At 66.2% G+C, this 15,346-nt stretch carries 12 protein-coding genes and 4 pseudogenes; 11 read left to right on the top strand and 5 right to left on the bottom strand.

Annotated elements, in window-relative coordinates:
- Positions 1-67: 67 nt before the first annotated feature.
- Entirely contained in the window at positions 68-304 is a 237-nt protein-coding gene (locus tag GNX96_RS40685; RefSeq protein ID WP_163572954.1) for an SCO4848 family membrane protein, read from the top strand.
- A 253-nt stretch (positions 305-557) separates the two neighbouring features.
- Here the strand turns inward: GNX96_RS40685 and GNX96_RS40680 are convergent, their stop codons facing one another.
- The gene (locus GNX96_RS40680) at positions 558-908 is read right to left on the bottom strand and encodes a hypothetical protein (RefSeq protein WP_163572953.1); all 351 of its coding nucleotides are present in this window, start codon (positions 906-908) and stop codon (positions 558-560) included.
- Entirely contained in the window at positions 905-1,498 is a 594-nt protein-coding gene (gene sdhC / locus GNX96_RS40675) for a succinate dehydrogenase, cytochrome b556 subunit (protein ID WP_279582807.1), read from the bottom strand. Before sdhC ends, GNX96_RS40680 begins: the two co-directional genes overlap by 4 nt.
- 261 nt (positions 1,499-1,759) lie before the next feature.
- On the opposite strand from sdhC, the gene GNX96_RS40670 reads away from it, so the two are divergent.
- From GNX96_RS40670 to GNX96_RS40645, 7 genes and pseudogenes are all read left to right on the top strand, one after another.
- Positions 1,760-2,812 carry a BMP family lipoprotein gene (locus tag GNX96_RS40670; protein WP_163572952.1) on the top strand — a complete coding sequence of 351 codons (1,053 nt, stop codon included), beginning with the start codon at positions 1,760-1,762 and terminating at the stop codon, positions 2,810-2,812.
- Between the two features lie 131 nt (positions 2,813-2,943).
- Complete coding sequence (locus tag GNX96_RS40665) at positions 2,944-4,476, top strand: ABC transporter ATP-binding protein (RefSeq protein ID WP_163572951.1); 1,533 nt, start codon at positions 2,944-2,946, stop codon at positions 4,474-4,476.
- A gap of 13 nt (positions 4,477-4,489) precedes the next feature.
- A complete protein-coding gene (locus tag GNX96_RS59025; RefSeq protein ID WP_279582806.1) occupies positions 4,490-4,624 on the top strand; it encodes a hypothetical protein in 135 nt (44 codons plus the stop codon).
- Positions 4,621-5,511 (top strand): ABC transporter permease, encoded by an 891-nt coding sequence (locus GNX96_RS40660; protein WP_279582805.1) that lies wholly within the window; start codon positions 4,621-4,623, stop codon positions 5,509-5,511. Before GNX96_RS59025 ends, GNX96_RS40660 begins: the two co-directional genes overlap by 4 nt.
- 90 nt (positions 5,512-5,601) lie before the next feature.
- On the top strand, positions 5,602-6,861 hold the full coding sequence (locus tag GNX96_RS40655; RefSeq protein ID WP_163572950.1) for an ABC transporter permease: 1,260 nt from the start codon (positions 5,602-5,604) through the stop codon (positions 6,859-6,861).
- Positions 6,862-6,871: 10 nt separating this feature from the next.
- A complete protein-coding gene (locus GNX96_RS40650) occupies positions 6,872-7,285 on the top strand; it encodes a cytidine deaminase (protein ID WP_163572949.1) in 414 nt (137 codons plus the stop codon).
- Positions 7,282-8,565: pseudogene (locus GNX96_RS40645) on the top strand (thymidine phosphorylase). Before GNX96_RS40650 ends, GNX96_RS40645 begins: the two are co-directional and overlap by 4 nt.
- Positions 8,566-9,056: 491 nt before the next feature.
- Here GNX96_RS40645 and GNX96_RS66165 read toward each other — a convergent pair.
- Positions 9,057-9,428: an MMPL family transporter gene (locus tag GNX96_RS66165; RefSeq protein WP_390624280.1), complete on the bottom strand. Its 372-nt coding sequence runs from the start codon at positions 9,426-9,428 to the stop codon at positions 9,057-9,059.
- Positions 9,421-11,049: pseudogene (locus GNX96_RS40640) on the bottom strand (MMPL family transporter); the annotation flags it as partial. The pseudogene GNX96_RS40640 and the gene GNX96_RS66165, both read right to left, overlap by 8 nt.
- A 336-nt stretch (positions 11,050-11,385) precedes the next feature.
- On the opposite strand from GNX96_RS40640, the gene GNX96_RS40635 reads away from it, so the two are divergent.
- Complete coding sequence (locus GNX96_RS40635) at positions 11,386-12,411, top strand: hypothetical protein (RefSeq protein ID WP_163572948.1); 1,026 nt, start codon at positions 11,386-11,388, stop codon at positions 12,409-12,411.
- A 48-nt stretch (positions 12,412-12,459) separates the two neighbouring features.
- Positions 12,460-13,898: pseudogene (purB, locus tag GNX96_RS40630) on the top strand (adenylosuccinate lyase).
- A 39-nt stretch (positions 13,899-13,937) separates the two neighbouring features.
- Here the strand turns inward: purB and GNX96_RS40625 are convergent.
- Complete coding sequence (locus tag GNX96_RS40625; RefSeq protein ID WP_163572947.1) at positions 13,938-14,675, bottom strand: DUF6585 family protein; 738 nt, start codon at positions 14,673-14,675, stop codon at positions 13,938-13,940.
- 238 nt (positions 14,676-14,913) lie between these two features.
- Here GNX96_RS40625 and GNX96_RS40620 point away from each other — a divergent pair.
- Positions 14,914-15,120, top strand: a pseudogene (locus GNX96_RS40620) (adenosine deaminase); the annotation flags it as partial.
- Positions 15,121-15,346: the final 226 nt, after the last annotated feature.

Here is a 15,346-nt window from a genome sequence, read left to right as displayed (position 1 = left end):
AAAGCGGCGTACGCCTGCTTCGACACCCGGTAGAAGTTGCCTGCTGGCGGCCGGGGACACTGGAGGCATGGTGCTCTCGCGTGGTTGGTCGATCTTCCTGGTGGTCGTCGGCGTGTGGAACTGGATCATCTGGCCGCGCTTCGCGGTCGCGATCTGGAATGACCCCCGCTCCTTCACGGCCGGCTCGCCGACCAGCTTCCTGATCGTGCATGTGCTGCTGATCGTCACTTCACTCGCCATTGGAACCGTCGTCGGCGTCTACGGCATCCGCGGTTTCCTGGCCTCTCGGCGCCGCTCAAGCTGAGAGTCTGGCCGGCCCGTACGCGGGGTGCGGCTCGAAACTGTCGTACCCACCCCCAAAAATCACCCCCCCACCCAGTGACGGGTGGGGGGGGGGTTTGAGGACCGATGTTCAACTAAAAATTAAGGTCCACCTCTCGACCCACCCCCCGCCCGTTCAAAGGGAGGGGGAAAGAAAAACAGACACGTACGACAATTTCGCGCCGCACCCTATGTAGATTTCGCCGCGGCCGGGTGCGATGAGCGCGCGGTAGCTCTCAGGACGTGAGTGCGGGGTTGAAGGCGTAAATCACGTACGTCCCGGCCGCGAGCGCGGCGATCGTCAGCACTCCCACCAGGCCGTACAGAAACCGCCCGGACTTGGCGTAGTCGCGGACGACGACGCGGAGGCCGTTCGCGCCGTGCAGCAGCGCCAGCCACAGAGTGACCACGTCCCAGGCCTGCCAGAGCGGGTTCGACCAACGGGCCGCGACCCAGGCAAAGCCGAGGCGTTGGACGCCGCCGTCCGCGAGGTCGGTCTGGTAGAGGTAGCCCAGCACGAGTACGGCCAGCAGGACGCCCGAGAGCCGCATGAAAAGCGTCAGCCGATGCTCCCAGATGGTGGTCATGTGGCACTCCCGAAAAGCTGCGCGAGTGGGTACGACAGCAGCTGGTACGTCACCGGGATCATGACCAGAACCCACAGCACCAACACGACTCGCATCAGCGTGCCCTGGATCCGGGCCGCGGCGGCGATCGTGTCGATGGCGATGATCCGCAGGCCGTTCAGCGCGTGGTAGAGCACTGCGCCGAAGACCACGACGTCCAACAACACGCCGGCCGGGTGGGTGTAGATCGCCGCGACGGTGTTGTACGAGTCCGGGGAAACGAGCACCAGCGCACGGTCGGCGACGTGGACGAGGACGGCGACGAAGATCAGGAATCCGGTCACCCGGTGCGCGTACCAGGACCAGGTGCCGTCCCGGTTGGCATAGTGCGTACCGGCGAGGCTCGCCCGGCTCCAGAAACCGGGAGCCGCTGGCTCCGAGCCGGTGGCGTCGACCAGCTCCGGCTCGGTGGCGTCAACCGGCTCAGACTCGGCCGCGGCGGGGTCCGCCTCGGCGAGGGAGTCGGCAGGAGCATCGATCTTGGCCGTACGCAGGTCGGATACGTCGGGTGATTCCGGGTCCGACCCGGCGGTCGGTTCCGGTTCCGACACGCCGACCTCCTTAGAATCCACCGACTCGGCCCTCGTCAGGACTGTCAGTGCGCCACACTAACCTGCGTCACGAGCACAGTTGCCGTGGCGGTGGGACAGCGGTGCAAGGGCATTGATCGGTCAAGCTGCGGCGTCCGTATTACCGGGACATCACAAGTTCACCGTTCGGCTCCCCGGTGTTGCGCCGCCCGCTACAGTCGCGACGGTTCATCCCGGCCCACACTGTCGTCGGGCCGGGCGCGCATAGGAAGGAGTCTCGACGTGCGTCGAGCGAGGGGGATCAAGCTGGCCTCGGTGCTGGCCGTCGGTGCGATGGCACTGACCGCCTGCGGCGGTGGCACCACCGGGACGGCGGGCGGCGGCTCGTCGACCACGTCGGTCAAGGTCGGGCTCGCGTTCGACGTGGGTGGCCGCGGCGACAAGTCGTTCAACGACCTGGCGGCGGCGGGTCTGGACAAGGCCAAGACCGACCTGAAGATCACCACCAAAGAGCTCTCCGCGGTGGTCGGCGAGAGCGACGCGGCCAAGGCGGCTCGGCTCAAGCTGCTCGCCCAGGCCGGCTTCAACCCGATCATCGCGGTCGGTTTCGCGTACGCGCCGGGCCTCAAAGAGGTCGCGCCGCAGTTCCCGAAGGTGAAGTTCGCGATCGTCGACGGCGCCGCCTCCGACGTTTCCGGACCGAACGTGACCAACCTGGTCTTCAAGGAGAACGAGTCCTCGTTCCTGGTCGGGGTGGCCGCCGCGAAGGCGACCAAGACCAAGAACGTCGGCTTCATCGGCGGCGTGCAGACTCCGCTGATCCAGAAGTTCCAGGCCGGTTACCAGGCCGGGGTCGCGGCCGTCGACAAGACGATCAAGGTCCAGGTCAAGTACCTGTCCCAGCCGCCGGACTTCACCGGCTTCAACGACCCGGCGAAGGCGAAGGTCACCGCCCAGGGCATGTACGACGGTGGCGCTGACGTGGTCTACCACGCGGCCGGCGGCTCCGGCTCGGGTCTGTTCGAGGCCGCGGCCGCTTCCAAGAAGTGGGCTATCGGCGTCGACTCCGACCAGTATGCGACCGCGACGGCGGACCAGAAGCAGTGGATCCTGACCTCGGCCCTGAAGGGCGTGGACACCGCGGTGTTCAACTTCGTCGAGCAGGCCGGCAAGAACCAGGTCAAGTCCGGTGAGCAGCGGTTCGGCCTGAAGGAGAACGGGGTCGGCTACTCGACCAGCAACCCGGCCGTGAAGCAGTACGAGTCGGTGATCGACGGTTTCAAGACGCAGATCATCGACGGGAAGATCGTGGTCCCGGCGACCCCGGCTTCCTAGCAACCCCAGCAGGACATCCAGCGGCTGGCCCGGTGCGTCGGCATCGGGCCAGCCTCTCGCTCAAAGAGGAGCGTCAGCCATTCCAGCACTGACCAAAGCCGACCGAGAGTCCGGCGACCGCCCCGACGGCGGTGGCTCTGCGTGGGATCACCAAGCGGTTCCCCGGAGTCGTCGCCAACGACGACATCAACATCGAGGTGCAGCGTGGCACCGTGCATGCGATCGTCGGGGAGAACGGCGCCGGCAAGTCGACGCTGATGAAGATCCTGTACGGGATGCAGCGGCCGGACGCCGGCACCATCGAGGTGGACGGCGCGACCGTGCATTTCGGCTCTCCCCAGCAGGCGATCAAAGCCGGCATCGGCATGGTGCACCAGCACTTCATGCTCGCCGACAACCTCACCGTCACCGAGAACGTGGTGCTCGGCGCCGAGCGACTGTGCGGCATCGGGGCTCGGGCTCGCCGCCGGATCCTGGAGATCTCCGAGTCGTACGGGCTGGGCATCCAGCCGGACCGGCTGGTCGAGGACCTCGGCGTGGGCGACCGGCAGCGGGTGGAGATCCTCAAGGTTCTCTACCGGGGCGCCAAAATCCTGATCCTGGACGAGCCGACCGCGGTGCTGGTGCCGCAGGAGGTCGACGAGCTCTTCGGCAACCTGCGCGACCTGAAGGCCGAGGGCCTGACGGTCATCTTCATCTCGCACAAGCTCGACGAGGTGCTCGCGGTCGCCGACGAGATCACCGTCGTCCGGCGCGGCACCACTGTGCGTACGGTCAAGCCGTCCGAGGTCACCTCCCGGCAGCTGGCCGAGCTGATGGTCGGCAGCGAACTGCCGGTGCCGCAGCTGCGTACGGACGCGGTCACCGACAAGGTGGAGCTCTCGGTCACCGACCTGACGGTGCCGTCGGAGCACGGGCGGCCCGCGGTGGACGGGGTCTCCTTCGAGATCCACCGCGGCGAGATCCTGGGCATCGCCGGCGTCGAGGGCAACGGCCAGGCCGAGTTGGTCGAGGCACTCATGGGCATGCGCCCGTCCACCGGCGTGGTCCGGCTCGGGCACGGGGACATCTCCGACTGGGACACCCGGCAGCGCCGGACGGCCGGCATCGGTTACATCCCCGAAGACCGGCACCGGCACGGCCTGCTGCTGGAGTCGCCGCTCTGGGAGAACCGGATCCTGGGTCACCAGAACCAGAAACCGAACATCTCCGGCCCGTGGATCGACCGGGCCGGCGCGCGTGCGGACACCGAGCGGATCGTCGCGGAATACGACGTGCGTACGCCCGGCATCGACGTGGCGGCGGCCTCGCTGTCCGGCGGCAACCAGCAGAAACTGATTGTCGGCCGGGAGATGAGCCACCAGCCGCGGGTGCTGATCGCGTCGCACCCGACCCGTGGCGTGGACGTGGGCGCCCAGGCGGCGATCTGGGAGCACCTGCGGCGAGCCCGGACGGCCGGCCTCGCGGTGTTGTTGATCTCCGCCGACCTGGACGAGTTGATCGGCATGTCCGACACGCTGCGGGTCATCCTGCGCGGCCGGATCGTGGCCACCGTCGATCCAGCCACCGTCACACCTGAGGAGCTCGGTTCGGCGATGACCGGCGCCACCGACGACGCACCCACCGAGCCAGCTGGCGGCGACTCAGCGGACCGCAGCTCATGATCGAGAGGACGCGATGACCGCCGCGCTCAAACGGCTGCTGCCGGGCTTGCTGGCCGCGGTGCTGGCGCTGGTGCTGTCGCTCATCATCACGTCGTCGTTGGTGCTGCTGTCAGTGGTGCGCAACCGCTGTTCGCGTTTGGCCAGATGATCAGCTACGGCGCGCAGCCGGACAGCAGCATCGCGAACATCATCAACAACGCGGTGACATATTTCCTGTCCGCGCTCGCGGTGGCCATCGGCTTCCGGATGAAGCTGTTCAACATCGGTGTCGACGGGCAGTACCGGCTGGCCGCGATGGTCGCCGCCGTGGTGGCCGGGTTCGTGCCACTGCCGCCGGTGCTGAGCCAGCTGGTGACGATCCTGGTGGCAGTGCTGGTCGGCGGCCTGTGGTCCGGCATCGCCGGGCTGCTGAAGGTGACCCGCGGGGTCAGCGTCATCTCCACGATCATGCTGAACTTCATCGCCACCGGCCTGGTGGCGTATATGTTGCAGCGCGGCCGGTTCGCGGTCCAGGCCGCCGGCAGCAACAACATCGGTACGCCGACCATCCCGCCGTCCGGCCGGGTCGCTGGGCTGCCGCTGATCCCGGGGACGAACACCACCATCTTCGGGCTGATCATCCTGGCGGTCCTGGCCGGCGTGGGTTACCAGATCCTGGTCAACCGCAGCCGGTTCGGTTTCGATCTGCGGGCCACCGGTCTGTCCGCGTCGGCGGCGGTCGCGAGCGGTGTGTCGGTCAAGCGGATGACCCTCACCACCATGATCATCTCTGGTGCGCTGGCCGGCATGGTCGGGCTGCCGCAGCTGCTCGGCGCCTCGTACACGTACTCGCTCGACTTCCCGGCGGGGCTCGGCTTCACCGGCATCGCGATCGCGTTGCTGGGCCGGAACAACCCGATCGGCATCGCGTTCGGCGCGCTGCTGCTGGGGCCTCCTCGACCAGTCGTCGCTGATCCTGGACCTGAACGGCATCCCGAAGGAGATCGTGATCATCACCCAGGGCACCGTCGTGCTGTGCGTGGTCATCGCGTATGAGGTGGTCCGCCGGTTGACGTTGCGCCAGCAGCAACGCGCGGTCGGCCGTGAGCTGGCCACCGATGTCCCGGTCGCCGAGGGAGCGGCCGCATGAGCACCGCCACCGACATCACCCTCGCGCCCTCACTCGGCGCCACCGCCGGGCCGAAGCTGGACTGGCGGCGCGGCCTGATCATCACCGGCGGGCTTTTCCTGCTGCTGTGCCTGGTGCGTACGCTCACCGGCGCCGACGACATCACGTCCGGCGGCCAGATCAGCGCCGCGATCACCCTCGCGATCCCGGTCGGGCTGGCGGGCCTCGGCGGCCTCTGGGCGGAGCGAGCCGGTGTGGTCAACATCGGCCTCGAGGGCATGATGATTCTCGGCACCTGGTCCGGCGCGTACTTTTGCCTCGCCTTCAACAGCCCTTGGGCGGCCCTGGTCGGTGGGGTGGTGGGCGGCGCGCTTGGCGGCCTGGTGCACGCGATCGCCACCGTGACTTTCGGTGTTGACCACATCATTTCCGGCGTCGCGATCAACATCATCGGACAGGGCGTGGCCCGCTATCTGGCGGTCATCGCCTTCACCGGCAAGGGCGGCGGGGCCACCCAGTCGCCGCCGGTGCCCGGCTTCGACACCATCGGCATTCCGGGCATGACCGGTCTTCTGCGGCCGATCGAGTCCAAACACTGGTTCCTGATTTCCGACCTCGCCGGCCTGCTGCGTGGTGTCACAACCGGTTTGTCGTGGCTGACGATCATCGCGATCCTGATGGTGCCGCTGACGTTCCTGGTGCTGTGGCGTACGTCCTTCGGCCTGCGGCTGCGCTCATGCGGCGAGAACCCGATCGCCGCCGAGACGCTGGGCGTGAACGTCTATCGGATGAAGTATGCGGCAGTCATTGTGTCCGGCGGGATGGCCGGCATGGCCGGCGCCTTCCTGGTCACGGTGGCCTCGTCGATCTACCGGGAGGGACAGACCGGCGGTCGCGGTTACATCGGCCTCGCCGCGATGATTTTCGGCAACTGGCGACCCGGCGGGCTGGCGGCTGGCGCGACGTTGTTCGGCTTCACCGACGCCCTGCAGTCCCGGCAGAACTCGTCCGTACACGCGTTGCTGTTTTTCGTCGCGCTGCTGGTGGTTCTGCTGTCCGCCTGGAACCTGTGGCGGCGCCGCTGGCTCCAGGGCGGTATCGGGCTGTTCATCGCGGTGCTGCTGGTGGTGTGGTTCTTCCTGAGCACCACGGTGCCGCAGGAACTGATCACGTACACGCCGCACATCACCACATTGCTGGTCCTTTCGCTGGCCGCGCAGCGGCTGCGGATGCCGGCCGCGGATGGCGTCATCTACCGCCGAGGACAGGGCGGTTAACGTAGGCGACATGTTTGCCAGAGCAGGTCAGACGGTCGACTGGGTCGCGCTGCGCGCCGCCGCCATTGAGGCGATGCGCGACGCGTACGCCCCCTACAGCAAGTTTCCGGTGGGCGCGGCCGCACTGGTCGACGATGGCCGGGTGGTGACCGGCTGCAATGTCGAGAACGCCTCGTACGGCCTCGCCTTGTGCGCCGAGTGCGGAGTGGTGTCCGCGCTGCACGCCACCGGCGGCGGCCGGCTGGTCGCACTGTCGTGTGTGGACGGTGCCGGCGAGCCGCTGGTGCCGTGCGGGCGGTGCCGACAGCTGCTCATCGAGCACGGTGGCCCGGACTGCCTGATCGAGTTCGCCGACGGTCCACGGCCGATGTCGGCGCTGTTGCCGGACGCCTTCGGCCCTGACCACCTGGACCAGGTCCGATGAGTTTCGCGGCGGTTGATGTCATCCGTACGAAGCGGGACGGTTTTTCCCTTTCGGACGACCAGATCGACTGGGTTATCGACGCGTACACGCGCGGCGAGGTGGCCGACGAGCAAATGTCGGCGGCGTTGGCGATGGCGATTTTCCTGAACGGCATGACCGATCCGGAGATCGCCCGTTGGACAGCTGCGATGATCGCCTCCGGTGACCGGATGGACTTGTCCAGCTTCGATCGGCCGACCGTCGACAAGCACTCGACGGGCGGTGTCGGCGACAAGATCACCTTGCCGCTGGCGCCATTGGTCGCCGCCTGCGGCGCGATCGTACCGCAGCTGTCCGGTCGCGGCCTCGGCCACACCGGCGGCACCCCTGGACAAGCTGGAATCCATTCCGGGTTGGCGCGCCTCAGTGTCCACTGAGGACTACCTGAGCCAACTTTCCTCGGTAGGCGCGGTGGTTTGTGCCGCCGGCGATCGGTTGGCTCCAGCGGACAAGAAGCTTTACGCGTTGCGTGATGTCACCTCGACCGTCGAGTCGATCCCGCTGATCGCCAGCTCGATCATGTCCAAGAAACTCGCCGAAGGCGCCGGTGGTCTGGTGCTGGACGTAAAAGTCGGCTCCGGCGGCGCTTTTATGAAGGACCTGGACACGGCCCGCCGGTTGGCCGAGACAATGGTCCGGCTCGGCTCCGCGCATTCCGTGCCGACGGTGGCCGTGCTGTCCGACATGTCGACGCCACTGGGGCGTACAGCCGGGCATGCGTTGGAGGTCACCGAATCCGTCGAGGTGCTGGCCGGTGGCGGCCCGTCCGACGTGGTCGAGCTGACCGTCACGCTGGCCAGGGAAATGCTCGCGTTGGCCGGACTGTCCGATGTGGACCCCGCCAAGGCGTTGGCCGACGGACGCGCGATGGACGTCTGGCGGCGGATGATCACCGCACAAGGCGGTGACCCGTCGGCTGCTTTGCCTGAAGCTCCAGAAAAACACGTCGTCACGGCCTCCGCTGACGGGGTTGTGACACGGATGGACGCCTATGCGGTGGGTGTTGCGGCTTGGCGGTTAGGCGCTGGCCGGGCCCGCAAAGAGGACCCCGTGTCAGCTTCTGCTGGGGTGGTGATGATGCGCAACCTGGGGATACGGTGCGGGCTGGGGATGCGATTTTTGAACTGCATACCGAGGAAGTTTCGCGGTTTGAGGGGGCTTTGGAAGCTCTCGCGGATGCTGTTGATATTGGTACGGAGTATGTTCCCTCGCCTCTTGTATTGGGGAGGGTACGCGGTTAGCCCTGGTTAAGGGCGGTGTTTGCTGCGGATGTGAGCGCCTTGGTTAAGGGCGTTTACTGCGGAGGTGAGCGCCCTGGTTAAGGGCGTTTACTGCGAGGGTGCGGCGTCTCGTCTACCAGCCATCGGAAAATCCCGCCCCGCCACCAAAGACCGGTGGCGGGGCGGGATTTTCCGATGGTTACTGCCGATCCGCCCTATGTTTCTGGCGCCTTCGGCGCGGGCGCCGTCGACTACGGCTACGAGCGTCCGCCTTCCAGGCCCCGCAAAGACCGCGGGGCCTGGAAGGCGGACGCTCCTGCCGGAGGGGCGACAACATCGGCCTGGCGGCCGATGGCGCCGCCGGGGTTGGGTTTCGTCGAAGTTGACCAACTTGGTGGAAATGGTGACGGTTCCGCGCCGGGCGGGGTACGCGGGTTTGGTTTCGGGCGAGTTGGCCAGCTGTGGAGTTGAAGGTGGCGGTCCTGTGTTGGGTGGGGTGCGCGTGGTTGGGTTTAGCGAGGTTGACCAACCTTGGTCTGAGAGCCGTCGTTACGCACGGGCCCAGAGATCAGGTGGGCTGGGTGACTGGGCCACCAGGTGTGGTTGTTGAGGAGGGTCATGATGGCGGGGAGGATCATGATGCGGACGATGAAGGCGTCGAGGATGACCGACAGGCCGAGGCCGAACGCGATTTCCTTCATTTCGGTCAGGCCGACGAAAAGGAAGCTGGCGAAGACGGAGGTCATGATGACAGCGGCGATGGTGACGACGCCGGCTGACGTGGTCACGCCTTCGTAGATGGCCTGCCTGGTGGGGATGCCGCGGTGCGCGGCTTCTCGGATTCGGCTGACGACGAAGACCCTGATAGTCCATGGACAGCCCAAAAAGAATCACGAAAAGGATCAGCGGGACGCGGTCGCTGATGAAACCGACCGACTGGAAACCGAGGATGCCTTCGGCCCAATGGTGCTGGAATACCAGCACCAGCACGCCGAGGGTGGCGGTGTAGGACAGCATGTTCAGCACCACACCGGCGAAGGCGATCGCCACGGACCGGAAGGCCGCCACCATCATCGCAAACGTGGCCAGCAAGGCGAATCCGACCACCCACGGCGTCTGCTGCTCCTGATGCTGGACGTAGTCGACGGACCGAGCGATCTCACCTGTCACCCCGTATTGGGCGCGGTCGATCCCGCTCACCACCCGCGGCACCAGCTGGTTTCGCAGCAGCTTCAGGGTTCGCGCAGCTCTCGGGTCGTTTGGTCCGTACGGCGCGGAAAGTTCGACCGTACTGACGGTGCGGTCGGTGGACGTACGAACGGTCATCGCGTTTCGAGGAGCGAAAAGCGGATCGTGGTCTGCGTCTTCGGCCATGGTTTTGAGGCCGGCGACGACCTTTGATGCGTTGGCCGCGTCGGTACGGACGGCGACTACGTACGTGTAGCCCTCGGCCGGGAAGGCGGCGGTGATTTTCAGGTAGTTAGCGATGGCCGGCAGGGAGCGTGGATAGGTGTCTGGGCCGGATTCGCCGAGACGGAAAGCGCCCAGCGGCAACGAAAGGAGCAGCATCGCGGCCACCGCCACCGCGAGGGTGGTCACCGGGCGACGCAGCGCCGGGCGCAGTAGAGCCGGCCAGAACCCGCCATCCGCCCGGTGGTGAGACCGCGCCCGCAGGCGCAGGAAGCGCGATGGGCGAGTGAGTCGAATGCCGAGTTTCGCCAGTAGGGCTGGCAGAACTGTCAGTGAGCTGACCGCGGACACGAGGACGACCAGGATCGTGCCAGTGGCGATCGACGAATAGATGGCGTCACCGGCCAGATAAAGGCCCACCATGGTGACCACGATCGCGAGGCCGGAAATCACTACCGCGCGGCCGGAGGTGGCAGCGGCGATCTGTACGGCCGCGGTGGGGCTGATCTTGCCGTCCGCCCGCTCACTTTCCTCTCGTATCCGTTTGAGGTAGAACAACGAATAGTCGACGCCGACGGCCATACCCATCATCAGGATGACATTCGCGACCGCGCCGCCGGCATCCGGGAAAATGGAGGAAGCGGCGGCGTAAAGGCCCATCGAGGCGAAAACCGAGGTGAGCGCGAGCAACATCGGGATGCCGGCGGCGAGCAGGCTGCCGAAAACCACCAGCAGGATCAGCAAGGTGACCGGCAGCGTGATGACCTCGCCGCGGGCCAGATCCTTCCCGAGTTGCTCGCCAGGCGCCTGTGAGGTGGAAACAGTGCCGGTCTCGTCGATCTGCAAGCTCGGAAAGGCGAGCTGAGTGCCAGCAGTCTGGGCAAGCAGGGTCGGCAGTTTGGTGCCGGCCTCTTTGGCGCTGCCTCTCATAGTTATCTTCACCAGCACCGAGTTTCCTTTGCTGGCCACGATCGGCGGATCGACGCTGGAGACCGCGGCCAGGGTGCGCATCCGGCGGGTCAGGTCCGCCGCGGCGGCATCGGCCTTGCCTCGGTCGAAAGCGCCGGACCGCGCCGAGATCAGCACCTTCTCCATTGGCGGCGCGTTCAGGCCGGCAGCGTCCACGATGGCCGCGGCACGGCCCTGTTCGCCGACCCAGCCATCCTTTCCCTGGATCTGGTTCGTTCCGGTGACCGCGCCGAGCCCGATGCAGGCAATGATGATGGCCGCCCAGACACCGATCGCCGGCCAGGGATGCAGGGCACTCCAGGTTGCCACCCGCACGGTCAACAACTGTTGTTTTTCACTGGTTTTCTGCACCGGACAAGGACAGCAGCCGGCGACCCGAACGGGTAAGCCGCTCAGGTGTGATGAAATTGTTGACGCAACTGAGACGAAAGAGCCACCACAGGGAGACTTGAGAGGGAGCCGGTGGAGCAGACCCAGGCCCGACAGGCCTATCGCGACGCACGCGTGGAGCTCGAGGTCTTCCTGCCTACGGTGCGGGTTCGGTCGTTCGCGGAGTCGGCCCGACAGATCGCGTCCGGTCGGCGTTTTGAGGGCGATCAGTGGGACGCGTGTGCCCAGTTGGACCGGGCGGTGCTGCGATACCAGCGCGTCCTGACCCCGCTGGATCCGATGTTCGTACGGCTGCGCGCCCAACAGGTGCTGGCATCTTTCGCCGCGCACCGGTTTGGCCGGGTGGAGCACCTCGCCGGGCCGTGGATCCGGGCCGCGGCCGAGATTTCGTGTCCGGCGGAGGCCGAGGTTTTGCGGCAATGCCAGGAGTTCGGGCGTACGGCCGGGGCCAGCGGACAGCGTCGCGCGCAGGCCGCTGAGGCCAAGTTCGCTGACCTCGCGGTGATATCCGGGCCGCGGTTGCTCGAAATGGTGGCCGCGGTGAACAAACTCAGCGGCCGGTTGCGAAAGGCCGGCCGGTGGGCGGACGCGGTAGCGCTGCGGCTCCGGTTCATCGCCCGGATGGTCGAGGAATGTGGCGCTGACGAGCCAAAAGTCGCAGAGCTGCGGATCAACCTGGCGCTCGACCAGATGGCCGAGGGTGAGACGGCCGCGGCCGTGCCACTGTTCGAGCAGGCCACCGCGGCCGAAGCCGACGTGCTGTCGGATGAGTTCGTGTACCGGACGCGGCTCGGTTATGCGTTCATCTGCGAACACCAGTCGCACGAAGCCGAACGTATTCTGACAGTGGCGGCCGGTCGGCTGCGCGATCACCGGGCCAGCGCTGACCCGGCGACGTTGTGTGCGCGCGTCGAGGAGACGGAGATGGAAGTCGAGGACCTGCTGGCCAGATGCCTGTGGCAGCAGGGCAAGGTGCCGGACGCGCGCAAACATTTCGAGCAGGCGTACCACTTCCGCACCAACGCGACCGCCAAGATCGACGAACCGGTGGCCAGCACCTTCAACGCCTGGATCTTCAGCCTGGAGCGGTTCGGCTGAGGCGGCTGGCGGCCTGGGAACGCCGGCCACCCCGGCCCGTACGATGGGATGGTGAGCAAGCCGGTGATTCCCAACGTTCTCGCAGGTCGGTATGCCAGTGCCGAGATGGCCAGGCTGTGGTCCGCCGAGCACAAGATCGTGCTCGAGCGGCAGCTGTGGCTGGCGGTGTTGCGGGCGCAGGCGGACTTGGGCGTGCCGGTGCCGGACGGTGCCATTGAGGCGTACGAGCGGGTGATCGACCAGGTGGATCTGGTGTCGATCGCGGCCCGTGAGCGGGTCACCCGGCACGACGTCAAAGCCCCGGATCGAGGAGTTCAACGCGCTCGCCGGGCACCAGCAGGTGCACAAGGGAATGACCAGTCGCGATCTCACCGAGAACGTCGAGCAGCTGCAGATCGTCAGCGCGCTGCGGTTGGTACGCGGCCGGATGCTGGCGGCGCTGGCCCGGCAGGCGGAGCTCGCCACCACGTACACGGACATCGCCCTCACCGGTCGCAGCCACAATGTGCCGGCGCAGGCAACCACGCTCGGCAAACGCTTCGCGACCGCGGGGCAGGAGCTTTTGCTGGCGCTGCGCCGAGTCGACGAGCTGATCGCGCGCTATCCGTTGCGGGGCATCAAAGGTCCGGTGGGTACGAGCGCGGACATGCTGCAGCTGCTCGGCTCGCCGGCCGCGGTGGACGAGCTGGAGGCGGCCGTCGCCCGGCACCTTGGTTTCCAGGACTCGCTGGTCAGCGTCGGGCAGGTCTACCCACGGTCGCTGGACCTGGACGTAGTGAGCGCACTCGTGCAGGCTGCCGCCGGGCCGGCGTCGCTGGCCACCACCATCCGGCTGATGGCTGGGAACGAGCTGGTCACCGAGGGTTTCAAGGCCGGACAGGTGGGTTCCTCGGCGATGCCGCACAAGATGAACAGCCGGTCGTCCGAGCGGATCACTGGTTTCGCGAACATCCTGCGCGGCTACCTGACCATGGTCGGCGCGCTCGCCGGCGACCACCAGTGGAACGAGGGCGACGTTTCCTGTTCGGTCGTACGCAGAGTCGCGCTGCCAGACGCATTTTTCGCGTTGGACGGCCTTTTTCGAGACACTGTTGACCGTGCTGGCCGAATTCGGCGCTTTCCCCGCGGTGATCGATCGCGAAGTGCGGCGGTATCTGCCCTTCCTTGCCACCACGAAACTGTTGGTCGCCGCGGTGGGCGCCGGCGTCGGCCGAGAGACCGCGCACGAGGTCATCAAGGAGCACGCGGTGGCGACCGCGCTGGCCATGCGGGAGGTCGGTGACACCGACGGCTCGGCCTTGCTGGACCGGCTGGCTACCGATCCGCGGCTCGGGCTGACTGCCGCCCAGGTCCGCGACGCAGTTGGCGAGCCGCTTTCCTTCACCGGCCTCGCGCAGCGTCAGGTGGCCACTTTCGCTGACCTGGTGGCGAAGCTGGTGGCCGCCGACCCAGCAGCGGCGGCCTACCAACCCGGCGACATTCTTTAGGGCGCGTCTCCTCATCCACCTGGAATGAGGAGACCCGCCCTAGCCGCGTACGCCCAGAAAACGGTCGGCGAGGTGGAGGAACAAATAGAGGTTCGGGATTTTCTTGGCCGGCGTGCCACCGGCGGCCATCCACTTGCCGGCCCGCTTGATCGAGACGTAGCCCTCCCGTACGTTCACGGCCTCCACCTCGGGCCACGGGACGATGCCCTTGCGGATGGCGATTCCCGGCCGGCCGATGCTGACGTCGCCGAACTGTACGTTTTCGCCACGGGACAGTTTCGCTTCCACCGCGGGCAGATGGGTCCGGGCGACCTGGTCGCAGACCAGCCGGCCAAGCCGCGCGATGTCGTCATAGAAATGGGTGAGCTTGGTCTGCACGTCGTCGTCGCGAATGATCGTGTAGACGTAGGTGGTGCCAGTTTTGATGCCGTTGGAATAATTCACGGTGATTTCCTGGTAAACAGAGGAAATCCGGTCCCAACGATAGGTCGACTCAGGGCCTGCGTGATTGACGGTCATGAATCCGTGGTCGAACACGTACACCCGCTTAGCGGCCTGTCTGGGGTTCAACGAGCTCTGGAAAGCCAGCCAGAGAAAGTAAAAGCCGACGAGAATGACCAGTGAAGCGAGTCCCATCACTATCATCGCTATGACGGCTACGGTGCGCCGCTTGGGGTGAAAAGTCGCGATGTGCCGGCCAAGACTTTCCTGATGCGCGCGGGTCAGAACGTCGTTCGGTGGTCTTTCCAGCGTATTCGCCATTGGCTGCGCGGTCACAATGCCCCGTTTCGTGGTGATGGGATTTGGCCGCTGAGGCGGGCCGGTCGTGACACTATCCGATGAGTGGTGCGCACATCACGCTTTCGCCAGGGTCGGTCATCGTACGTCTGGCGGGTTCGGTAGCGTATTGCAATGACAACGACGTCTCCCCGGCAGCCATCCCGGCCGGGCGTCGATTGCCGAGCACCCGATCGGTGCTCCGCGAGCTCTATTTCCGGGGTGACGGGGTGAACACGACAACCGGCTGATGATGCGACACCTCGATGACCAGGGAATGGGCCCTGCTGGTGGACGCTTTTTGCACTACGGCTGGCGGGCATCTGCAGTGGTTCACGGTCAATGCGATGAAGAGCGCGCCTTTATCCCGTTCGACGAACGGCTGGCCATCATCAACGACGTGATCAAGCCGGGCTACGCGAAGCTGATGAGCGACGCGTCGTAAAAGGGTGACAGCTGACCAACTGCTGAGTGGGGTGTGATCAGCTGTCACCCGGCTTTTATTCGCTCGAATGACAATCCAGAGCACGATGTAGACCAGAAACGTGGGGCCCAGGTAGCAGGCAAGAAAGCACGAATCAGGGAACCGCACCAGGTTGGCGGAAGAGTCAGAAACGTGCTCCGCGAGACCCTAACAGACACCGCCGATACCACGTCGATCTCGTGGTCTA

It is taken from the genome of Fodinicola feengrottensis (assembly GCF_010993775.1).
Lineage (GTDB): Bacteria > Actinomycetota > Actinomycetes > Mycobacteriales > HKI-0501 > Fodinicola > Fodinicola feengrottensis.
Note: the sequence above shows the minus strand (reverse complement) of the source record. Positions and strands in the feature narration are given on the sequence as shown.